Origin of the sequence: secondary endosymbiont of Heteropsylla cubana (assembly GCF_000287355.1) — a bacterium.
Lineage (GTDB): Bacteria > Pseudomonadota > Gammaproteobacteria > Enterobacterales > Enterobacteriaceae.
Genome location: NC_018420.1, coordinates 1,003,488 through 1,029,698, shown reverse-complemented (window position 1 = coordinate 1,029,698; position 26,211 = coordinate 1,003,488). Strand labels below are relative to the sequence as shown.

General features: G+C 25.8%; 7 protein-coding genes, 1 tRNA gene and 1 pseudogene. 8 read left to right on the top strand and 1 reads right to left on the bottom strand.

Features of this window, described 5'->3' with window-relative positions; translation table 11 throughout:
* Positions 1–4,169 precede the first annotated feature (4,169 nt).
* Entirely contained in the window at positions 4,170–4,685 is a 516-nt protein-coding gene (fldA, locus tag A35E_RS02700; RefSeq protein ID WP_014889152.1) for a flavodoxin FldA, read from the bottom strand.
* Between the two features lie 2,504 nt (positions 4,686–7,189).
* Between fldA and gyrB the strand changes: the two genes are divergently transcribed.
* The 8 genes and pseudogenes from gyrB (at position 7,190) to dut (ending at position 26,152) form a co-directional block, all read left to right on the top strand.
* Entirely contained in the window at positions 7,190–9,604 is a 2,415-nt protein-coding gene (gene gyrB, locus A35E_RS02695) for a DNA topoisomerase (ATP-hydrolyzing) subunit B (protein ID WP_014889151.1), read from the top strand.
* A 1,744-nt stretch (positions 9,605–11,348) separates the two neighbouring features.
* A complete protein-coding gene (gene bamC, locus A35E_RS03280) occupies positions 11,349–11,621 on the top strand; it encodes an outer membrane protein assembly factor BamC (protein WP_014889150.1) in 273 nt (90 codons plus the stop codon).
* Positions 11,622–12,828: 1,207 nt separating this feature from the next.
* Positions 12,829–12,905, top strand: a tRNA-Asn gene (locus A35E_RS02685).
* A gap of 1,885 nt (positions 12,906–14,790) precedes the next feature.
* Entirely contained in the window at positions 14,791–16,674 is a 1,884-nt protein-coding gene (gene ppiD / locus A35E_RS02680) for a peptidylprolyl isomerase (protein ID WP_014889149.1), read from the top strand.
* A 2,448-nt stretch (positions 16,675–19,122) separates the two neighbouring features.
* Positions 19,123–19,803: a ribulose-phosphate 3-epimerase gene (rpe, locus tag A35E_RS02675; protein WP_014889148.1), complete on the top strand. Its 681-nt coding sequence runs from the start codon at positions 19,123–19,125 to the stop codon at positions 19,801–19,803.
* 925 nt (positions 19,804–20,728) lie between these two features.
* Positions 20,729–21,441 (top strand): annotated as a pseudogene (gene ung, locus A35E_RS02670) (uracil-DNA glycosylase).
* 3,060 nt (positions 21,442–24,501) lie between these two features.
* Positions 24,502–25,716 carry a bifunctional phosphopantothenoylcysteine decarboxylase/phosphopantothenate--cysteine ligase CoaBC gene (gene coaBC, locus A35E_RS02665; protein ID WP_014889145.1) on the top strand — a complete coding sequence of 405 codons (1,215 nt, stop codon included), beginning with the start codon at positions 24,502–24,504 and terminating at the stop codon, positions 25,714–25,716.
* Positions 25,694–26,152, top strand: coding sequence for a dUTP diphosphatase (gene dut / locus A35E_RS02660; protein ID WP_014889144.1), 459 nt, complete (start codon positions 25,694–25,696; stop codon positions 26,150–26,152). The genes coaBC and dut overlap by 23 nt, the downstream gene beginning before the upstream one ends.
* The last annotated feature ends 59 nt before the right edge of the window (positions 26,153–26,211 follow it).

Sequence of the window (26,211 nt, the reverse complement as noted above, 5' to 3'; positions counted from 1 at the left end):
TTTAGTTTCTTTAAAACTTTACACGTCGATAATATTTGTTGTCGTAAATTTAATCGAACACTTTTAAAATATTCTACATAATAAAAAAAGACTTATAAATATAATTTATTTGCGCAATAAGTTTTTTTGTTTAACCTTCCGATTCGGGTTTTTTTGATGGATAGAGCGTTGTTTGAATTTTAAGGTAGCATATTTAAAAAATCTATCATGAAATACATGACATTGACTAAGTCATATTTTACAAATATTTTCAATTATTATTGTAGTAATAGAGATTTATCAACTTACATGACTGCAGTCTGTATTATGCTAGTACAGTGTGAAGAAGTTAAGTTGATTGTTTATAACTTTTTCATTAGTTTATTATTTTAATTTAAATGTTTAATTTTAAAAAAAATTGTTTGTTTAGAAAAAAAATCTAATGGATAAATTTTTATTTTTTTTAGATTGATGTTTTTATCAATTTAAGATAAATGCCTAACTAAAGGTTTGAAAAAGAATAAATAAGCTTATTGTAACAAAATAGCAGGTGTGATAATTCTAAGTGAAATTTTAAATTCTGAAAATAATAGGTCTATGTTCTACAACACTCATATTCGGTGATTTTTTTAATAAATTATTGTTCGAAGATGAAATTATCTAGACATGCATTTAAACAAAAATTATTGCTATAATATTCAAAAACATCATTATCTCATAACTTATGAGATCTTAAATATTTTAAGAATATTGTTCTACAAATCTACTTTTTAAAAATTTATTTATTAAATAAATATTTTATATCCTTTAGATAGCCAATTCTGAAGTATACATGACTCAGAAAACTATATTACAGATTTATATAAAAGATAATGAATTAGAATGATTAATTTTTTTGTAGAAAGGATATTTTTTATTAAAGATTAAAATTTAATTCTGCTCTTGTTTTTGTAGTTTTTTAATATATTTATTGAAGCTTGTGTATATAAAGAAAAAAAATAATATTTTATATTACATCTATTTACATCTAATCCTTAACAGGATTAAATGTAAAGAAAATACAAGAATTGTGTCCAGATGACAGTGGTGTCATCGAAACAAATAAGAAAAATAATAATGATGCTTTCCATACTGTGACTAAACTTTTCAGTATGAGTAAAGAGGTTTACTAAAAGTGTTATAGGATATACACTGCTTTTTTCTTACAAATAACGCATATTTAAAATTTTATTACTTAAATAATATGTTTCCGAATAACATACAATCAAAAATCATTGGTTTTTATTCTTTTAGAGTTAAAACGCTAAATTTTTTAAAATTTTTTTCTATAGCGTGGATAGTATTTTGGTAGAATGCCGGTATCATTGAAATATAATTATATTTATACTAATATAAAGTCTCATGTAATTTTTTTATTATTATTGTTTAAACTTTTTAGTATTGAGATTGATGTTTATTAGCATACTTTATGCGCATTTCTCAAAATTAAAATAAATGATCTAAATCAACACAAGATAATAAACAATTGGGTTATTAGTCAGTTTAGGCGATTTTATCTTCGTTGGTTTAATCTTGATTTAGCTTTTTTTAACAAAAATCATTCTCGTGATTTTAAATATTGTTGATTGTTAGTAAAGTGTTTTATTTGCTTTATGTTATTCTGTTTTCAAACTAAAAAGACAAATGTGCTAATTGAACTAAAAAATCGAAAAAGCAGATCTAGTATCATGGAATAACGTAGTAAAGATAAAGATGCTTAAATTATTTTTTTATATCATTGATAAAGTTAAATAAATCTGTTTTATTTTTAATAGTCTTAAATTTGCTATCGAATAAAGATTCGAAGAAATTGTTTTTTCTAATGACTATTTACTGAGTTTAGATTTGACTAAAAGTTTTAATGCACATTATGATATCTTAAATTTTGACATTATAATTAAGATGAAGCCAAGATACTATAAACTATGTTGAGATATCGATATTAATTAGCAATTAACATCTATGAAATGTTAGTAGTAAATGTTTATTTTGGATAAAGATAAACTCTGTTATCTACAAAAAAAAAGTAATCTAAATAGGGACTATTTGTATCTATAATATTGCTGAACGAACATTCGCGATGCTAAAAGTCGTATTTTTATGGATTCGGATAATGTGCTAGGTAAATAATGATTACTGAATAACAAAGTTAACGTCATCTGGAAGATTAGTTGAAAAAAAAGAGAACTATTAGTTTTTTTGAGTTTTTTTAATCGAGTATGTTGATTAAATAAATAAACTTATAGTGGTGAGTTTATAATACTGAATTTTTACAAAAAAAATTAACATGGATTAAAATAAAGTTAAAGATACTATCTTCTCTCCATTTAGTAAGAAGATAATATCGTTATTTATGAATAAGCTTATATCTTTGACTGATAGAGCTTAAACTCCTGAAAATAATCGATGGCAGAAAATCGGAGTTTTCTATTTTTAAGGTTTCTATTATAGTTTTAATTGAGAACTTTAAGAGAGAATCACAGAAATTAAACAATGAACAATGGAAAGTATTTATGTGCATTCATGAGACAATAAGGCTAATGTTTTTAATTGGATTTATATTATTTTCAAGATTACTTCTTTCTAGTGAACCACTTTTATAGATTTTTTTTAATGATAGGATGATGGTTTAAACGGTTAAAAATATTGATCGTATTTTTTACTGCACAAGTTAATTAGTTAGGTTATGTTTAGTTGATTTAATGTTTGTGTTATTGTTCAGATTTCGTTATTAACGGTAGGATTATGGTGAGAAATAAATGGTTAATGAGCTACCTTTTTTAAAGAGTTGTATAAAAATGACTCTTATTAAGCTATGTTTATGATGAGACAATGTGTCTAAAATACTATTTCTTAAACTCGATTTAATATCCATTTCAAAAATTTTTTCTTAATTACTGAAAACAGCATTTAAATAAGATATTATCTTAATATCATCATGCTCTTAATTCAAGCTAAATGAAGGAATAGTGAAAAATTTAAAGACAATTCATCTTTTTTTTGTATGTATTCATGCTTTGATTTACTACCAAAGTCGAAAATATAAAATTCTTTAACTCAATTATTAATTAATTGGAACTAATTATTTGATTATAATGATTCCGATCGACAATATATAAAAAATAGGCATGAAGCAATTTGATGCTATTAAATAACTTAAAAGAAACACTAACAATTTAAAATAGATAGATTCTTATGTCTGTACAATATTAAAATTGCACTGTATTTATAAAACACCTTCTTTATCGAATTTTCTGTTAGAAAAAGCATAACTATTTTGGAGTTAAAAGAATATAAAAGTATTTTAATGATTCCAAATAAAAAAAATTTATTAGAATATTAATTTTTATAAACTATAAACAGGTAAGACAATTATAGCTAGTTAGATTGAGATGTTTATGTGAATTTATATTTATACTGTTTTAAGTATTACATGTTGATTAAAGGTTAACTTTAAGTGTCTTTTCTAATCAACTATAATTGTTGGATGTTATCTTACTATTTAATAATTGCATTTTTTTGATTCGTTAATTTATAACGACAAGCGAGTCTGTTTATTAACTTTAACTAACTTTATTTGTAAACTTGGATTTGTCTTATTTAGCATTTAGAAAATTAATTTTTATTAAATTTCTTTTAATATTATAGATAAATTAACATAATTTGTTATATTTAATTACTCTTGCTAAAAACAAAATTAATGAAGGAAAACAAACTCTACTTATAAAAAGCTTTTTTTTTGCACTTAGATCTAGTTTATATTATATACTCTGCACTAGGAGAGTGCTAGTGATTTTGTGTTTTTTCTATAATTTTTTAATTTTCATTAATACCGTACTTGATTTAATAAATCAGAAATTGTTTAAAGCAATTGCTTTATGATGAGATCGATGATCATAAAGATGATATAGTTATTAACTACTTACTTATTGCATAATGATTTTTATAACTGATTTTTAGTTTGTTAAGTGTACTAAAAAAACAAAGAATATTAATTTATTATTATACCGACAAATAAAAATATATTTTATCTAAAAATATTTTATATATAAACAGTTTAAGAGTTATTTGTTTTGACGTTGCATGATGACAGTAAAAATAAATCGAAAAAATATCTTATGTGTAAATAACGATGATAGCTCGTCAATGCTTTAAGTAAGATTCATCTCTAGTTTAATTTTTTTAACCCAGTTAGTAATACGATCTGTTGTTAGTTCTGGTTGACGATCTTCATCAATAGCCAGACCAACAAAATGATGGTTATCAAAAAGTCCTTTAGACTCCTCGAAATGATAGCCGGTTGTTGGCCAATAACCTACCATTTTAGCACCCTTGGGTTCAATTATTTTCCATAGAATCCCCAATGCATCACAAAAATATTCTGCGTAATCTTCTTGATCTCCACAACCAAATAGTCCAACAATCTTTCCTTTAAAATCCATCTTTTCTAAAGTAGGAAAAAACTCGTCCCAATCACACTGGGCTTCTCCATAATACCAAGTTGGGATTCCGAACAGAAGAGAATCGTAGCGTTCTAAGTCTTCTTCAGTACTTTTAGCTATATCAAAAATATCAGTGTTTTCATAACCAAGTTGTTTTCGAATTATTTGAGCAATATTTTCAGTATTTCCCGTATCACTACCAAAAAAAATACCTACAGTTTTCATACAATAAAAACCTCATAAATATTAAAATATATTTAACTTAATTTCACAAAATTAGTATAATAATGCTTTAAGCAGGTACTGTTTAAACAGTGTTGTATTTCTTTTGTTTGATATTTACATCTTTATTGTTGACTAAAAATTTTATAGTTAAGTTATTTAATAAACGATCATTTAAGGAGCTTATAATTATTGTAAATTTTTTCAATCTCTAAAAACTAATATGTTTATAACTTAATTAAATAACAACTGAATGGAAAAATATATAACTAATTATATTCGTTTATCATTTCGTTTATCATATTAATTAAATAGCTTGTTTTATCCGTTCATTCGTGTTTTTCTGAATTAGGTAGAAATTATGTTTTCATTTTAGTGGAGATAAAGTTATATAGATTGCAATGCATTAAAAATACATTTTAATATGAAGATAGAGAGTAATCACTTATAACTTGCAAATTAATTAACACCATAATTAGATTTATTATCTGCATATTTTTATTAAAATTATCATAATGATAATAATTAGATACAATATACTACATTTAACTTGGATGTATTATTTAATTTATTGGATATTTCAATTTTAAATTCCAACGAAATCGTTTTTTCATTTGATCATTTCAAAGATTACAAGTGTTTTAATATAAGTATTTTTATTTATAATTTAACGTCAAATAATTTTACATTTTCACAGTAATTTGAAGGTTAAATTTAAAGTATGTACTAATGCTTTAGTTATTTTTTCATAATGTTGTTTCTATTTCAATAATTATTTCTTGAGTAAGAGTTTTAAAGCTATATAGATATATTTTATACATTTAAATGCTAAAAAGTTGATGTATAACAATATATCTTGACAAGATGGTTATTAATTAATAAACTTTAAGAAGTTAAATTAATCTTTATTTATAATTTCTTACAACATATGCAAATAAAGTTTCGGTATATATTTTCCTCTACAATTTACAGATAACATGTAGATTTTATTGTTTTTTTTTGATAAAGCTTAATTAAGCTACTTATTTTTTTTGATTGAGACAGAAAAAAAAGATTTTAAAAAAAATTAAAACAGAGATTTATATAATTAGATAATATTGTTGTTATAGTTATTAACTAAATGAAACAAAGCGAAAAAGATTTTACCAACAATTCAGTCATAATTATATAGTGTTAACGCAAGTTAACATGCAGTTTCTAACTAGCATGAAGTGTTTAGGTAATTATTTTTTTACGCTGCTTATTTTAGTTGTTATTATATTAATAAATAGCACCAAACTTAGATATATTAAAAACAATTTAACCATTCAAAAACATTTATTATGCTGATAGTTATTTCGAATTCCTTCAATGATTATTGATAAATAAACTTAATTGGGCTTCTAAAGAAATTTAAGAACTCAAGGTTGATAAAAATAATTATTAAGCATCTTTTCTTAATTAAGAATCACTAGTATTTTATCATAAATAAAAACTCATTAATTAAAGCAGGGTGTTTATGAGTTGATGTGATTAACTCTACTAAAATTATTAAGTAGATTTAATTAAAATTTTCTATTGTATTCTAGCTCTAGATATTATCTTCCCTGTTTTGTTGAGATTAATAGATCATATTTTTTTGTTTAATAATTTAATTATTAATTATTAGATTAATCTCAGAAAGTTGGTTAATATACGTGATTTATTTTATCAACATTGCTTCATGCGGTTATCGGAAATTTAAAATCCATTACTTATTTTGCTCTTAGGACATAGTTTTTATTAGATATTTGAATTACTGGAAAGTGATTATTTTACAAAGAATTATAATCTAAAACAGAAAACATAAATTACTACAGAACAAGCTCAGTATGATTATGTGTAAATATAAATATAGTGTTCACTACATGTCATTGTCTATGAATTTATAATAATATTTTGTGTAGCTACTATCATTTTTAGCTAATGAATTTAAGTTTCTATTGTTTTAACAAGAAAATGACTGTCTTTATTAAATTAACGAGAGAAGCGTATAATTATGTGTTTCATTGGTTTTGTCATTTAGATTGATACCTATATTTAAATAGTGAAGCATACACATAATATTTTTAGGTCTGCTACCTTGTTTTTTTTATTGAATGCAAGTACATACTTCATGAGTATATTTTTAAGACCTAATATTTTTTAAGATTCAGGCATTTAAGTAGAACAATTTATTTTTCTATTTTTTTTGTAACTTTATGAAAAATATATTTTTTTTTAAATGAGCGTAGTATTTATATTAAAAAATTACGCATAATCTAAAACTTTTAGAGAAAAGAAATCCATGTAACCTAATCATTTAGGAAAATATATTCTTCAGAGTTAAAAATATAGAGTTTTGAAATATCTATCCTAGTAATTAATTTATTAGGATAGATTATAAAAGCTATATTTTCATATTGTGATTTTAATATAAGGCAAGATTCAATGTCGAAAAACGCAGAATTAACTGCTAATATGAATACAAATATTGGCAGGAAGTCGTGATGTCAAGTTCTTATAACTCTTCAAGCATCAAAGTACTTAAGGGGCTAGATGCAGTACGTAAACGTCCAGGGATGTATATTGGCGATACTGATGATGGAACTGGTCTTCATCATATGGTTTTTGAGATTGTAGATAATGCAATTGATGAAGCTCTCGTTGGTTACTGTAAAGAGATCGTGGTACAGATACATAAAGATAATTCTGTTTCTGTTAAAGACGATGGTCGAGGAATTCCGACCGGGATTCATGAGGAAGAAGGTATATCTGCGGCTGAAGTTATCATGACTGTACTACATGCAGGAGGGAAGTTTGATGACAACTCGTATAAAGTCTCTGGAGGGTTGCATGGTGTTGGGGTATCAGTGGTAAATGCCTTATCAGAAAAACTTGATCTTGTAATAAAGCGTGAAGGTAAAATACATCAACAAACTTATCATTTTGGTGTTCCACAATCACCGCTAACAGTTGTCGGAAAAACTGACCAAGTTGGCACTACTCTGCGTTTTTGGCCAAGCTATGCTATCTTTACTAATAACATTGAATTTCAATATGAAATTTTAGCAAAACGTTTACGTGAACTATCTTTCTTAAACTCTGGGGTGTCTATCCGTCTATATGATAGACGATATGATAAAGAAGATCATTTTCAATATAAAGGTGGAATAAAGGCTTTTGTAGAGTATTTAAATATCAACAAAAAACCGATTCATCCAAATATTTTTTATTTTTTTTCTTCAGATGCACCTGTGAGTGTAGAAGTTGCTTTACAATGGAACGACGGTTTTCAGGAAAATATTTACTGTTTTACAAATAATATCCCTCAACGCGATGGTGGCTCTCATTTAGCTGGTTTTCGTGCTGCTATGACTCGTACGATGAATTCCTATATGGATAAAGAAGGGTATAGTAAGAAAGCTAAGGTTAGCACAACCGGAGATGATGCACGGGAAGGACTGATAGCCGTTGTTTCTGTTAAACTCTCCGATCCGAAGTTTTCATCTCAAACGAAAGATAAATTGGTTTCTTCTGAAGTTAAATCGGTAGTAGAGTCGATGATGAATGAAAGACTACTAGAATTTCTTCTAGAAAATCCTAATGATGCTAAAATCGTAGTAGGTAAAATCATCAATGCCGCCAGAGTACGTGAAGCTGCTCGCAAAGCTCGTGAAATTACGCGTCGTAAAGGAGCGTTAGACTTAGCTGGTTTACCCGGTAAACTAGCAGATTGTCAGGAACGCGATCCCACGAGATCGGAGCTTTATTTGGTAGAAGGCGATTCCGCTGGAGGTTCAGCTAAGCAAGGTCGTAATCGTAAAAATCAGGCAATATTGCCATTAAAAGGAAAAATTCTTAATGTTGAAAAAGCACGTTTTGACAGAATGCTTGCTTCTCAAGAACTCGCTACGTTAATTACAGCTCTCGGTTGTGGTATTGGGAGTCAAGAATATAACCCAGATAAGCTTCGATATCATAATATTATTATTATGACAGATGCTGATATCGATGGTGCGCATATACGTACTCTTCTCTTAACTTTTTTTTATCGTCAAATGCCTGAAATTGTTGAACGTGGACATGTGTTTATTGCTCAACCACCACTTTATAAAGTTAAGAAGGGTACACAGGAGCAATATATAAAAAACGATGAGGCTATGGAGCAATATCAGATCAAGGTAGCAACAGAAGGGGCTACACTTTACCTTAACAAACATACTCCTGCGTTATCTGGAAAGCTCTTCGAAAATCTGTTGACTGAGTATTATTCAATACAAAAGATGATAAGTTGCATGAATCTTCGTTTTCCTGCATCTCTCCTTAACCAGTTAATTTACCACCCAATTTTAACTAAGAGTCAGCTTAGTCAGGAAGAGGAGGTTAGAACTTGGATAGCTTCTCTGGTAACGTTACTAAATCGTAATGAAAAGCAAGGAAATAATTATACCTATAAAGTAAATAAAAATAGTCAATATCAAATTTTTGAGCCGATACTGACAGTTCTTGCGCACGGTATTCATACAGATTATTTATTAGATTATAGTTTTTTTCATAAACAAGAATATTGCAAGTTAACAAGATTGGGAAAAAAGTTAATTAACTTTATTAAAGTAAATGCTTATATTGAACGGTATGGTTCTCGTCATATAATCGCTAATTTTGAGCAAGCAATAGAATGGTTAGAAAAAGAATCGCGTCATGGCCTTACTATTCAACGATATAAGGGTCTCGGTGAAATGAATCCAGAACAACTGTGGAAAACTACTATGGACCCCAATAGTCGTCATATGTTACGTGTAACTGTAAAAGATGCTATTGCAGCTGATCAACTATTTACTACACTGATGGGAGATGCAGTAGAGCCGCGTCGTATGTTTATCGTAGAAAATGCATTAAAAGCTGCAAATCTTGACATTTAAATACTTTTTTCATTTTAATGAATATTAAAAGAGACCTTCTCGGTAATATTGAAGCTTAAGTAGTTGATGTTTAAATAATACAACTATAGTTATAAATGGTTTATTTAAAGACTCTGTTCTTAGATAATACATCGAACAAAAGAAATTAGATCTTCCTCTCAACAAGATAAAATATAAATATGTTTAAGATTATATACAAAACGCTTCTTTTCAATTAAAAAATATTTTTTTTTGAAACAACGTAAGTATTTTAGAAATAAATAATATCTAGAATAGATTATTCCAGTCTTAAAAAAGATAAGATTTACTATTGAATTAGTGAATGAGAAAACTATTACTGCACATATAGAACATTTTCTAGCTAGACTATCTCAAAGATACCACTGATAGCAAGAGTTTCTCTGTTATTTAAGTTGGGCTTACTAAGAAAAATCGTTGACTCCCCGTCTGAAATTATGATCGAGTTTTTTTTTGGTTAAGAACCGGTCGATTGATGTATAAAATACATAATTGCTTTATTTTTTTTATTTGATGGATATTTTTAATTAGATCGATTTTATCACTATAATGAAGATGACAATCTTAGCATGATGGGAGGTGTTTTTCTAAAAAAGTCAATAGTTATTAACTGCATCAGTATTTTTTCATTTTCTATAAAATTTTTCTATAAAATTATAACTTAACTTACTTGTGTTTCAATTTTATTTTTCCATATGATTTCAAGAAGGATACTGTAAATAATATAACCATTTAAAATTTTAATTCATCAGGTTTTTTTTAAAAAAAATCCTAATTTTTATAGATAGCGAAAAATATAATACCTTGTATTTTGTAGAGAAAAGTCTATTCTTTTACGTGATTATAGTTAGATTTGTTATTCCTATGGATAAAATCAGATTATGGTCTTAATTAATCTAAAAAAAATAATTTATTATTATACTGGTAATGGTGTTGCGATAGTGTCGTTTCTTAAAATAATTAATGAGATTATTACTTTTATTAAAAAATAGTGAAGTAATATAGTGATGTAAATTTTAAGTATAATTGATAGATTAATTTTAAAATATTGCGGGTATTGGTATAAATGCCACTTTTCAAGTATATCATTTAATCGAAGATCTCATAATAGCGGAATCTTATGATTTCTAAAAATTAGGTCATCTTTTAGTCAATCTACTAATCAGTCTACTCAGAAACGGTTATTGGGATATTGCCCGAAAATAGCAATTTATCTAAAATATTCTACGATATATCATATTGTATCGGTTATGTTATAACATAACCTAACTTGTTGTTCGACTAGAAGAGATAAAGAATATTATCGATATTAAAAAAAACTATAGAGAACATAAAGTGTGTCAAGCAAATACCAGAATTGGTTCAGAATAATTTTAATGTTAAATTGTTATGATGCAAACGCATTAAAGTTTATGGCTCTAAGAGGAAAAAGTATGACATATGCAATAAAAATATAATTATAAAAGAAAATGTGTAGATTTTTTTATTTACACCTCGAAATAAGTATACGCGTGCGAATGATCTTAAAAAAACATTAATATTTTGCTGTATTTAAGCTATACTATGTAAAACTAATTTTATATGGCGTAATGCATTTGTAAAACATTAAATTTAATAATAATTAACACTATTGTTGTTTAACAACACTTTCGATAACCACGATGGGGGTATATTCTTAGTTAGAATCTAATAGGTTCTAATTATTTATACTTTATTAGGAGACTAAGTGATTGGTTTGATGAAAAAATTACATCTAGTAAAATTCGTTAGTATTTTATTTATTATATTGCTTTCTGCTTGTAATATGCACCTGAATGACAAATTCCATAGAGCTGGAAAAGAATTTTACTTAAACAGCCCTCCACTTTATAAGCTTAATAGCTTGCCAAATATAACGTTTCCAAAAGAGAATGATGATTACAAAATTCCGCCTGTACCTCTAAAAGGAGATGTAGGCAAAGATTTAGATATTCGTCCTCCGCATCACAGTAGTCGTTAGTGTTCTTAGGTAATTTATTTTTGTAAAATTAGAACAATATTATTGTTAATACATTCTGTAATAAAAATAATAGTTGTGATTAATAATGATTTTATGAAGATATTGCTAGATACTAGTCATCGTGATGATGAAACGTATAGTGATAGCGAGGAGATAAGAGTAGCTTTTTAAAAGCTAAAAACTGTTAGGCTATTTAATTACTATTATGTTTTTCTCAATTAACTCATTTTATAGAAAATCTACTATAATTAGAAGATCTGTAAGTTAAAGCTTTTTTCATAAAAAAAGATATTTTAATATAAACGAGTATTATTAACATAACATATATATAATGGAAGCGATGATGTTAAAATTGAAAGTTCTTTCTAATAAAGAAGAGCTATTATTTTTTTATAAGTTAAGTTAATGTTTATCAAAAAAACATTTTCGATTGTTTTATCACGAGAATAGTGTTTGTTAGTTTCGAATAATATTCATGAATATTGTGATTATGATTTAAAAAATATCGAGGAATACACAATAGTTTTATGTCATCCGCTTGATTACTGATAAATTAATTTATTAAAGGTTGTCATTCTATTTGAGATATTGATTATCAAACACTGATCTTTAATGATGATTCTAATCTAAAAAAAGATCACTTTATTTAAATTTCATTAAGTTGTTTTTTTTGAAGATTCGATTTATGTGGAGTTTATCTGAAGATTAAACTATCTTTTTATTGAGGTTTTAATTTTTAAGAGGTTTAAAAGATTGTTGTTGATAATAATTTTTTAGAATCTTCTTTTTAAGAATTGTGAATTAAGCAAATTACACACAAAATGACAAGATAGTTATCTACTTATAGGACAACTTAGTAGCATCAATGCATTTGTGCAATCACACAACACAAGAAGTCATTATTTAATAATAAATTGTTATTTTGTACATTAGATTTACATCTAATAAATTAAATCAGTTGATCATGTCGTTTGGAGATTTTACTGAGCCACATATTTAACACAGAACAACTTTTTAAGGTATATCATTAAAACTTAATAGTAATTAAAAGTTTTTTTTATAAGTAGAATGTCTTTAATTTAAATATTTTATTACTTGCAGTTATATAGTATGTTTAAAATTTAAATATTATATTACATTAATATATTTTTGTAATTTATGTGTTGACGATTTTCTATAATATGGTTAATATCATAACTCTTTTTATTCCTCTGTAGTTCAGTTAGGTAGAACGGCGGACTGTTAATCCGTATGTCACTGGTTCGAGTCCAGTCAGGGGAGCCAAGTATATCGTTCAGAATTTTTCACATATTTTTAAAAAAAATTTATATAAAATGTGTGGTAGTAAATTATAAAAATATTTGAAAAAGGTTTAACCAATTTGTTTATCTAAAAAAATAGCCGATTTACTGTCTCACAGATCAAGAATCTATTATAGTATAAACATACTTACTGTGATTAAAATATTTAAATTTAAAAATTTTTCATTTATTTATTAAATGATATATTTTTTTTAAAATGTTCTTTTAAATTTTTGACAGATTCTTTTATTGACATTTTAATTAATTTAGTTAATTTTTTACCTTACCTAAAAATAAGTAGATAAAGTTAGCAAAGACAATTTTTTTAATTTTACGTTACATACTTATAAGTTATAGTATCTATACTTTATAACAATAAAGCTGCGTTTTTTATTTTTTCATAAAAAATATTTGTTAATAGTGTAAATAATTAAATATTTTTCTATCAACAACCTATTTTATGTAATTTTTTTTATTTTTTAGGGTTTAAATTTAAATATACTTATAGCATTTTTTTTGTATTAATTGGCAATTTTATAGCTAGAGCGTTGAAATATTTTTCTCCATAAATATAAGGGGGGGGTATCTAATTTATCATTATTAACAAATCCAATTATTTAAGTATTCTTTTATTATGGATTATTTTTATGATTTAAAATAGTAGATAACTTGCAATTAAAATATATTCTAGAATGTTCTTAACGAAAAATCAATTATCTTAAGGATGATGTTAATCAGGATTAAGTCGCTTAATGAAATTAGGTGGTTAAATCCAAAGAATTGCTCTATAGATAGATGTTAATTTGTTTATACGCTATAATAGTTAACAGTATTTGTGACCTCATCACCATTAAAAAAAAGAGATAGCGCATCTTTATTTTATTTTAACAATCAGCAAATTTGCTTTGATGATGATCATTTTTTAATGATATTTCAATATTTCGATTTTTATAAAATATTAAACTTTAAAATAATTCTTTTTTTTTGATTAAGAATTATTATAAAATGTTGTTTTTGTTATTTAATTGTTCATTAACATACTTCTTTAAGTAGACTAACTTAATAGTTGGCTATCTTTTCTATAATGTGATTATAGATAATATATAAGATATTAAAAAGCGTATTAAATTGATTCAATTACTTACTATATAGAAGCTTTATTGTTTAATAATGCTTATAACTAAGCTTTTTTAAATTAAAAACATATTATAAGTATTACTTAATGCGCCGTTTAGTGGTTAAAAGTCAAGTATAATTTTCATACTATGATAAAATTTATGATATAAGTAAAAGTAATTGTTATGTTAATAGACACTAATTCTAAAGAGTAGAAACCTTAAAAGCTGATCTTAATTAAATTTTTCAAATTGAATCCATTTTCATTGAAAAAGATAACTTTTCTAGAAAATTCTTTTCTTTCAGTTTAGCAAAAGATGGAGTCAGGTTTTATAGCAATTGCTTGAATTGCGAGAGCATCTAAAGTTTAAGTGATTCAAAATTCACTATTAGTGAGTGTCATAAAATTAACATTAGAAATGATTTAATAGGACAATTTCCTTTAAAAATATCCACAACATTTGGTTTAAATAAAGATAAATTTGATAATCGGGTAGTTATTAACCATTTCATATAAGCGGTACATTTTATTTTATTAAATTCAACTATTATCGAATAATTATTTTTTTGATAAAATACTCTATAATCATTTCTTAAATATTTTATAAAATTAATACAATTAGAAAAAAATAAGAGCAGTTGATTATCTAATTTTAATACATATTAATTTTTAAGGTACAGTAAGAGAATATCTTCTTTATGTTTATGAAAGTGCAGTCTTTCATTATCTATTAGACTGGAGTTTATGAAATATGAGGGACAAGCTACGTGTAGCTATTAACTGTATCATGACAAAAACTATTTTAGGATTTATTATTGTTACATTAACTTTAAATGGATTTGGATATTATCTAAGAGATAATAACTGCAATTATGCAGCTATGGTAAATGGAAAGAAAATCAGTTACACACAATTAGAACAAGCGGTTCAGCAGACATGTCACCATCAGAGAGAATTGAGTAATGCTCGGTTATTTCATTTAAGAGATAATGAAAGCGATATACGAAAGAAAGTACTTACATGTTTGATTGATGAAATTCTTTTAGAAGAATATGCAGATAAGCTTAGATTGACCATTAGTGATGATAGAATAAAAAAGGTTATTGTCGAGATTCCATCTTTCCTTACAGAAAGGAAGTTTGATAATAGTAAATTTCAATTGATATTAAAAAATCTTGGGTTATCCCCGAAGCAATATGCTGATTTAATACGTAAAAAACTACTTACACAACAAGTGATAGAAAATATTAGTAATAGTAACTTTTTGTTGCCAGAAGAAATTAATAGACTACTAACAATACCATTACAAATTCGAGAAGCGCGTTTGGCGACATTTCATGTCGATTCTTTATCTGAGCAACAAACTGTAAGCAATAATGAAATTGAAATAAAATATCATGCGAATAAAAAAAACTATTTTTTACCAGAAGCTTTTAAAGTGATTTATATTCCCATCGATTTTAAATCGATAAAGAAAAAAATTACTGTTGATGAACGCGAACTTCAAGTTTGGTATGATGAAAATTATAAGCAATTTATCATACCTTCGCGTAAACGCTATAGTATTATTCAGACTAATAATGAAAACGATGCTTATCTTTGTCTAAAACAACTGAAACAAGGTGCCAATTTTTCTGATTTAGCTAAAATTTATTCTACTGATCTTGTGTCTTCGAAAAATGGTGGAGATATTGGTTGGATTAGTCATGATAATCACAATTATGAAGAGATTAACCAGATTCCCTTAAGTAAAAAAGGGCAAATGTCGAGTGTAGTTAAATCGTCGGTAGGTTTTTTAATTATTCGTTTAGATGATATGGAATCTGAGACAATTTATCCACTAAGGTTGGTATATAACCAAGTGGTCGAAAGAGTAAAAAAAGAGAAAGCTATTCATATTTACAATGAATTAAAAAAAATAGTCAACGATACAGGTCGTAACGGTAATGATCTACTGATATTTAAAAAAATTTCTCCTAGTCTTGAAATCAACAAGACCGACTGGTTTGGTTATAATAATGTTCCAGACATACTTGATTATGACGAAGTAAAAGAGTTTATTTTTCAAAAAACAATTCTTGGAGCTACATCAGAATTTATTACGATAAACGAAAATCTTTCATTTTTTATTCGTATTATTGATTATCGGCCTAAATGTCTTCAGACTTTGGAGCGTGCACGTATAAAGGTAGAGCAAGATGTTAAGCGAGAAAAAAGTCTTATTCAAGCGCGTTTAAAAGCTGAAAAAACACTGCTTTCTCTCCAGAATTCTGAAGAAAAAACAGTGCTGAAAGCAAATGGAATTACTTTTAGCGCAGGTCAGCAATTCGACTTCATTAATTACGATAATCAATTAGTAAAAGCGGTTTTTAGTTTACCAATTCCGGTTAATGGAAAAAGTACTTACTGTATTACTCGTAATTCTGAAGGAGATTACGTCATAGTTGCATTAGATAAAGTTATATTACGTAAATTAGACGAAAATCAAAAAAAATATTTTATGGAAGATTTAAATAAGAAAATAATTCATGCATCTTTTAATGCAATTTTAGAAAGTTTGCGATCAGAAGCAAAAATTACGATAGGTTATTCTCTTATAGAGGAAAATGAAAAGTATGAAGCATTGTTACAATAACAGCAATTAAGGTATTAGAAAAGTTTTAAATGCATTTAAACTTATGTCATTTTTAACTGAAGATGAGATGTCTTGTTTTACCTTAATTTTTATAAAATATTATTTTTCTCTTAAGAATGTACTTAAATTTTTTTATTTACTTAGTAGATGATAAATCCGATAAATTTATAAAATTCAATTTTTAAAAGAGAATCTGAAATTTCATTGTTAATTTATGTCAACAACTAATCATGTTAGAATTTTAAAATTTTTCTTATAATAACGATATAAAAACAATTTTAATATATTCTTATTATTTACAACAATATATTGGTAATGTTAGATTTATGTAGTACAATAATTTTTATTATATTAAAATTTTTTTCAAGTTATTGATTATGCAATCGTTATAATTAAATTGTTGTATTAATTTTATTATAAAAGTTAATTTTATTAACTTACTATATTATCAGCAATAGTCGTTATATCGTAAGATTATAGATAAGTAATACAAAGAAATACTTAAAAAATAATAAATTTAATTTTTTTATATATAAAATATGTAATTTCTGTGTCTTATTTAAGATATTGGTTAATAGATTACCTCTATTTTGTTAATTTAAAACTAGATAAAGAAAATATTATTATTTTTGTAATATTTAGATAAAACTCAATGTAAGTTTTATAATAAAATATATTTTCTTACGACTTTGTAATATTTTTCTTTTCTTTATTTTTAGAAGAAACATTTATTTTATAAAGTAATATAAAATTATTTTTATTAAAAATTGAGCTTTAAAGTTAAAAAAACCAAAAATTCAATATTCTTATATTTATCTGATAAATTAATGAAGATTAAAAATTTTCAACAATCGGATAAAAAGTCATAAATATAGCACTTCTAAGTAAACTAGTATAGTTCAATTAACGTATAAACGTAGAAGCAAAAAGAATAATGGATTTTTTTATTTAAGTGATTTCCTCTAGAGAGAGGATGAATACTAATGTTTAATATAGTTTTAAAGATAAAAGTTACATAAAATATATTATTTTCTATAAAATCTACCGTTTGTAGGTGATTGAAATGGTTATGAATATTTTCGACTATAAAAGGATAAAGAGTTAAACTTTTAAGATGAAGCGTATAATTTTAGTTAAATTATTTTTTTTGATAAAATATCATTTAAATTTAATCAATACTAAAATCAACTATATAAATCAAGAGTTGTATATGTTAATATTTTTATAGATATACCTTATTGTTTTAAATCTTTATTTTTATATATGTTATAAACGCAAATTTGCTTAAAATATATTAATTAATATCAAAAGAATTAAAATAATTTATTTAAAATAAAATTATTAAGAATATTTTATTTAATTTATTTTTTTATAAAAACAAATTCAATAATAAGAATTTACTAATTTTATCAATATTTTATCATAGGTTTATATTCTAAAAAACTCAGTTTCTTTTTTTAAAGAAAACGCTTCTTTCTAAGAGGTGAGATAAATTAGATTACAAAGAAACAATAACATGAATAGTTATCTGCTACCATGATACTCGTAGTATAATTTTTAATTTTTCAGAATTTGATAAGTAGTAAGGTATTAAAAACCGTGCATTTTTAAAATTAAACGATGGTGAATATTTGTTAATTGAAAATATTGTGTGATCTCTGGAAGGAGGTTGTTTAAATAGAACCGTTTGTTGAGTTCGATTCAGTATTTTTCAATACAAATTATAAGCAATATATTTTTCTGATGTTAATAGCTATGTAATTAATTCTTTTTAATGTCATTAAAGAGAGTCCTATTGATGTTATACGAGATGTTCGAACTTTATTTTTATCTAATTCTAATTTTCTGAAGTTTATTACTTTTTAGGACAATGGTTTAATGATCGTTTATATACGCATTGTCGAGCAACGTTTTTTTTATAATTCAATCATCATTTTTATAATGATTTATGTCGATATAATTTAAATAGTAAACTCAATGCTCTTTTTTTTGAGATCATAAAAAGATTTATTTTTTAAAGTGGAAGATTTATAAATGTTTAAAAAAGGCCGGGAAAGCAATATTTTTTTCAGGCATTACCAAAAAACGTTATCTTATTCCGAACCAAGTTTAGTATGATACTGTTGATTCAACCTATGTTTCATTTTTTAAATACTGCAAAATTTATAACGTATCATTCTAAAAATTTAATTTAATAGAAAAAATTTAACCAGTTTTATCAGTATTTTAGTTCGTGAAAATCGAATATCAGTGTTAATCGTAAATTACGATACTGTATTAACTCTGCAATGGTATCACAAGTCGATATTGCATCATATAATGGGATATTGAAGTATTCGTAAAAATCTTTTTTTTCAAAATCAACATCAATGAGTTACTAATTTTTTCATCTTTAAATTAAAAGGTCCATATATTATAATAGACTCATTGTAAATAAAGGATTAATAAATGACTAACTATTTAATATCCTCTTCTATCTTGTCTGCAAATTTTGCTCAATTAGGTGAAGATACTAAGCAAGTAATAGCTGCTGGGGCAGATACAGTGCATTTTGATGTAATGGACAATCATTATGTTCCGAATCTAACTATGGGACCAATGATTTTAAAAGCACTTCGCGATTATGGTATCACAGTTCCTATTGACGTGCACTTGATGGTAAAACCAGTTGATGCTCTTATTAAGAGTTTTGCTGATGCTGGTGCATCATATATTACATTTCATCCAGAAGCAACACAGCACGTTGATCGTTCTCTTCAGTTAATTAAGCAGCTTGGGTGTAAAAGTGGGCTTGCCTTAAATCCTACTACTCAACTAAATTATCTTGATTATGTAATGGATAAAATTGATATCGTTTTGATCATGTCAGTTAATCCTGGGTTTGGTGGTCAGTCTTTTCTAGATTCAACCTTTAAAAAATTAAATCAGGCGCGTCGAAGAATCAATAATAGTGGTAAAAATATTAGGCTTGGAGTAGATGGAGGAGTGACAGTTGATAATATCGCTGATATCGCTACTGCTGGTGCTGATATGTTTGTTTCTGGTTCTGCTATTTTCGGTCATTCAAATTACTGGTCTGTTCTCCACGCAATGCGTCAAGCACTTACTGTAATAAGTGGTTACGGGTAAAGAAAGCTTGTGTTATCTAACACTCTAGACAATATTTAAACTAAATAGCTTATAACTAAAAAGTATAAATATTGCATTCGGTTTAATTAAAGCAGAAAAGCTGTTATTTTTAATGTAAAGTTATAAAATTAACTTATAATAATGTTATCAATTATAGCTATATGGGTATTATAAATAACCTTTTACCTAAAAATGTCTTTTGTAAGGTTTGTTTATTACATTTTTATTCGACAAAAATTATTACTTTTTTAATGAAAACAAGGTATTAATATTAAAATTAAGATTGATAAATTTACGTAATTAGTAATACTAATCATAAAATTATTAAATGTATCACGCTATAAATTATCTATATTTGTATAAATAAAAAATGTATAAATAAGATTAAATTTTTTCTAATTAAGAGCACTGTTGAAGAATTACAATATTACCGTCGTGTTCTAAAAAAAAGTATTTATTTTCAAGTTTAGTTAGCTTTAACAGAGTTTTTTGCTTTAGTTTCATGTAAAGAAATCTTTAATAACTTACTCTAACTTTCTTTCTACTCAAAGAAAAAAAATAAAAACAGTGTTAATTATTATTAATATATAGTTTTATAGATAAGTTGTGTATTTTTTATTAAAAGTAAAGTTAAGAAATTAGATCTTAAAATTAAGTTATAAAAATTTGTCTGTATACCATTATAACATATATAAATTTATTTTATTCAGTTATTATAATCAAATGTTTAATATTGTTATTGTAATGATAAATTTTTAACAAAATAATGTGGCTAAGAGTAAAAAATGGTATTTTAATGTGATCGTGTAGCGATTTTTTTTGAATTTTACTAGTTTTGTGCGTTAAGTTGTTTAGGTTTATATGAGAAAATATTTAACCAAAATTTAATTGTTGTTATTATAGAGAGATTAATAATAAAAAAAACATGATCACTTGGAGAGATGTGCTTTCAGGAGAAAAAAGTTTACCTTATTTTAAAAAGATAATGATGCTTCTCGATAGAGAACGAGCCAATGGAATAACTATTTATCCTCCTGCTAAAGATATATTTAATGCTTTTTATTTTACTGAATTAAATAAAGTAAAAGTGGTAATTCTTGGGCAGGATCCTTATCATGGATTTAATCAAGCCCACGGCCTTGCTTTTTCAGTGAAACCAGGATTACCAATTCCTCTATCACTAAGAAATATTTATAAAGAGCTATCAAGCGATATACCTAGCTTTATTCTGCCGAATCATGGTTGTCTTCAAAGTTGGGCAGAACAGGGTGTTATGTTGCTCAATTCTGTATTAACAGTGCAAGCTGGTAAAGCACATTCTCATGCTAATTTAGGTTGGGATGTTTTTACTGATAAGGTAATTCAAGTAATTAACGAAAAAAAGTCCGGTATTGTTTTTTTATTTTGGGGTTATCATGCAAAAAAAAAAGTATGATGATTAATCAAAAACATCATTATGTTCTTAAAGCTTCTCACCCCTCACCTTTATCTGTTTATCATAGTTTTTTTGGGTGCCGTCATTTTTCTAAGACTAATATGTTGTTAGAAAATCAAGGCAAAACGCCTATTATTTGGACGCCAAAAGTGTCAAGTGTCTACTCTCCCATAAACCTAAAAAAAATTAAACCTGAAATTTAGATCGTTTTATATAAATAAAATGATATTATTTTTTTTAAGTATAGTAATTTATAGAAAAATTGACATTAAAAATCTACATTTATTATTATTTATAATAAATTTGTATTTTGTTACGATGTGGCATAATAATTAAAAAATTTTCTAAACGCATAGTAGTTTTGTTTAAATATAAGCCAATACTTTCAAAGTAATTGTTTATTACCATCAACTAAATTATGTAGATATAAATTTAATGATTTTATTCCTATTGATGTCATTGTTATATTATAATTGTCTATAACTGTGTTATTCAATTAGGTTAATCTTATTATTACTTATAAAAGAACCATAATTAAAAGACGAACCGTTTTTAGATAATTTTTATTATCTGCAATTTTTTAATTGCTTGCAGCTCCACTTAAATAGATAAGAGTTTTATTAGTTTTTATCTAATAAAATCAAAATAATTTAATACTGTTTATTATTTTGAAAGATTTCTATGACAGTAGAGTCTAGATTAAATATTAGACGATAACAATGCTCTTATTTTGGGGTGATCTTAATTTATTAGAATAAAAAATAGTTTAACGTTACTTGTATACATAGTATATTAATGGTTTTTTATCTATTTAAAACATTTATTTTGTTTGCTATAGAGTGGATACGAAAATATATCACTACACTATCTGTTAGATAGAGATTCTTAGCAGAATTCTTGTTTTTTTATCAAAAATAGATCAGATATAAACTTTATTAGTTATATTGACATTAATATATATATTTTATTAAATATAGTGATTATATTTTATAAATATATTTTTATTCATTACATGATAGTGATATAATTGCATCTTATACAAAGATGATGAATCTAGATTTCTTTAAAAGTTTTTTCGAGTAATGAAATAATTCATTTTAATCTTAAATTAAAAGTTCAATTGTTAAAAACAAAGATAGTCTTTGACTAGATTATTTTTTTTGAATGTTAACTTAAATAACAGTATAAATCATTTAACAAGTGTTAATATATTATAAATGTTAAGAAGTGTTTAAATTTTTAATAATATATTTTATTAGAGTACATGGTAGTTACTTTTATAATTATAATATCAAGAATTTTTTTATAATAAGGAAAGATTGATGTCAGATAAAAATGTCAATCAAAAAAATATCGTTAATAATATTAAACAGACTCTACAAGTTTATTTTTTATAAAAACACATCAATATTTTTTCTATTATTGAATTTTTATAGATAAATTTTTAGGGAGAAACAGTTTTGTTTTTCTAATTTTTATAAATTATTTTAAAATGAATGCAGGAATAAGTCTGTTGTGTCTTTTTTTTGTCGCATCTACCACCAGTAGAACTTGATTCCTATTACAACATAATAAAAATGTTTATTTTTTTGAAGTAGGTTATGAAAATAGTATTTCTTCATATTTTTTAAAATCTTGTTTTATAAAGTATGTAGTTTTTTTAGAAAAGACGAAAAAACCTTTTTATATCTAAGTTAGTAATTTTTTTATTTAATTAATTAAGTTTAAATTTTTGTTCTTACGATCTCTTTTACTAGTTTAGTTCTACCATATAGAACAATAAAAAATATAAGACATGAATATTTTAACATCTTTTTAATTATACATTTTTTACATAAATACGTATTAACTTGCACATCAAAGATGTCATATTCGACTAATAGTAAAAAATTATTCAAGCGAAACCAACCACTACTAAATTTAAGTATTAAACCAGTGAAGATTCATTTTAATTTTATATTATTTATATATAGACAATGAATAATATTTATTTTTTCAATTAACCTTTTTATTTTACTGGTCATATCATCCTCTAAGATAAATATTTTATAAAAACAGAAGAATTCACAAAAAATATTAAAGTTAACTTGAGTGTTAAATTGCATACAACTAGAAATATTTTTAATATAATGAAATTAGATAGTATAAGTATATTATTTAATCTGACACGGGTTGCTTATTTCATGTGATTTTTTTTAAAAAATAGCAGATAGAACAGTCATGTATTTGTTTAAGTTGTTTTTAACAAATTATTCTGATATTCATGAAAAATGATGCGTCAGTTATGACGAAGATGAAATTTATAAAACTAGTTAATATAATCATCTATTAAAAACAAGATAGTGATTTAGATGAAGGAATTGATATTGAACAAGAAAGTTACTTTCTAATTAAAAATAACATATATTTTATTATAGTATTAAATTTATAAATATATCTATTTTAATTATTTAATTATTTAAGTTCTTTAAATGATTTTGATTCAAAGAATATTTAATTTTTATTTATAAAAAAAAGAGTAAGCTCTTGTTGTTAATGAGTGCATTTAATTTCTTGTCGAAGAATAGTGTTAGTTGAAGTTTTTTACTATCTTATTAAGTCTTATTTATTATTTTATCTAAAATTTTTAAAAGTCGTTTGTTTTTGGAAAAATATTTTTAATATAAATTATTTTGTTGTGGTATTCTGGTGATGCAACTAGGTTGTTTATTTTGGTTTAAATATAAAAAAGATCTAATCTTGTCAGATCTAGGTATTGTAAGAATAGTTATAAACTGTTTTTTTATGTGTTTTTTTATTTTAAGAAATTATAGATATTTTTGTAAGAATCTTATTTAGATGATTTTTTTATTTCAGATAAGTTACAACTAAATAATAAAATTAACAGAAAAAATATTTCAGTTGTTTTTTTTTAACTATCTAGTCATTTCTTGTTTAAGTAGTTCACATTATTCATGACTCTTTTAATTCATATTAACATCATAAGTAATAAAACAATTTTTATAAAAAATTTTATTAATTTAAGTATTGATACAATCTTTAATATGATTAATATCAAAATATTATATATGTTGTATTGCATAAGTAATCTTGTTGTAAAAAAAAGTAGTTTTAAATTGTCATAAAACAGCATTAAAAAATTACTACTAAGACTATTCGTATAAATAGAAAAAATTTATCTCAGTATCTATATAAACAAACAAATAACCTTGTAGTGACAGGTTATAATAAAATATTTGCATATCTTCATTGAGGCATGAACAATGACAGTACTTTCCGGTAAACAGATTATACTTGGAGTGGGAGGTGGCATAGCTGCCTATAAAGCTCCAGAAATCGTTCGACGTTTACGCGAAAAGGGTGCTAGAGTGCATGTGGTTATGACGGAAGTGGCAAAGAGGTTTATTACCCCTCTAAGCTTGGAAGCAGTTTTGGATCATTCGGTAATAGATAATATATTAGATCCATTTGCTAATAACGCAATGATGCATATTAAATTAGCAAAGTGGGCAGATCTTGTGTTATTAGCGCCGGCAACTGCGGATCTATTAGCTCGATTAGCAGCGGGATTAGCTAACGATCTACTTAGCACGCTGTGTTTAGCGACAACGGCTCCTGTGGTAGCAGCACCATCTATGAATCAACAAATGTATTTGGCAGCAGCTACACAAGCTAATCTGACTACACTTTTGAATAGGGGTATGCTTTTCTGGGGTCCAGATAGCGGAAAACAGGTCTGCGGTGATTTTGGTCTTGGTCGGATGCCAGACCCACTAACTCTTTTAGATAATTTAGAGCAACACTTTATTCAACAAAAATCTCTTAGTCACTTAAATATCATGTTAACCGCAGGTCCAACGCAGGAATCATTAGATCCTGTACGTTTTTTTACCAATAAGAGCTCGGGGAAAATGGGGTTTGCTATTGCTCGTGCTGCTGCTAATAAGGGTGCAAAAGTTACATTAATTTCAGGTCCAGTTGTTTTATTGACACCTATTGGTGTTGTTCGTATAGATGTAAATACTGCTCTTGAAATGCAGGCTACTGTGATGCGTATGATATCAGAGCAGCATATTTTTATTGGTTGTGCAGCAGTTGCTGATTATCGTCCTAGTATTGCTTCACCGAAAAAAATTAAAAAACAAGGAGATAAGCTGATTATTACTTTGATTAAAAATCCTGACATTATAGCAGATGTTGGTGCATTAACGGAAGCTCGTCCTTATGTTGTCGGATTTGCTGCCGAAACAGAAAACATAGAAGCATACGCACGACAAAAGCGTATTAATAAAAATATAGATTTAATTTGTGCAAACAATGTTTCCTTTTCTAATCAAGGATTTAATAACGAGAATAACTCCTTACATCTATTTTGGGAAGACGGGGAATTGCAATTACCTATGAGCAACAAATTAGTGCTTGCTGAACAACTAATTGATGAGGTTGTTAACCGTTATGATGAAAAAAATCGACGTTAAGATTTTAGATACTCGCATTGGCGATCTTTTTCCCCTTCCTGCTTATAGTACAAGCGGGTCTGCTGCTCTTGATATACGTGCTTGTATTGATAAGCCAGTGGTATTAAAGGGAGGGGGGCAAGCCTTAATTTCTAGTGGGTTAGCTATTCATATTGATGATGTTAATTTAGCAGGTATAATTTTACCGCGTTCTGGGTTGGGTTATAGGCATGGTATTGTTTTAGGTAATTTAATTGGATTAATTGATTCTGACTACCAAGGTCCTCTAATCGTACCAATTTGGAATCGTAGTCAAGATATATTCACTATCCAACCTGGAGAGAGAATAGCGCAAATAGCCTTTATACCCATTGTTCAAGTAACATTTAATTTAGTGTTATCTTTCGATAGCAGCGAAAGGGGTATAGGGGGTTTGGGGCACTCCGGGAGACAATAATTGGTTAGGATTTAGACTCACTAAATTCCTTAAAATAAATTAACACAATTACTCCACGT

What these genes read in the sequence shown, in the direction of transcription:
- fldA (WP_014889152.1), bottom strand. Translation starts at nt 4,685, where the DNA reads ATGAAAACTGTAGGTATTTTTTTTGGTAGTGATACGGGAAATACTGAA.
- gyrB (WP_014889151.1), top strand. Translation starts at nt 7,190, where the DNA reads ATGTCAAGTTCTTATAACTCTTCAAGCATCAAAGTACTTAAGGGGCTA.
- ppiD (WP_014889149.1), top strand. Translation starts at nt 14,791, where the DNA reads ATGAGGGACAAGCTACGTGTAGCTATTAACTGTATCATGACAAAAACT.
- rpe (WP_014889148.1), top strand. Translation starts at nt 19,123, where the DNA reads ATGACTAACTATTTAATATCCTCTTCTATCTTGTCTGCAAATTTTGCT.
- coaBC (WP_014889145.1), top strand. Translation starts at nt 24,502, where the DNA reads ATGACAGTACTTTCCGGTAAACAGATTATACTTGGAGTGGGAGGTGGC.
- dut (WP_014889144.1), top strand. Translation starts at nt 25,694, where the DNA reads ATGATGAAAAAAATCGACGTTAAGATTTTAGATACTCGCATTGGCGAT.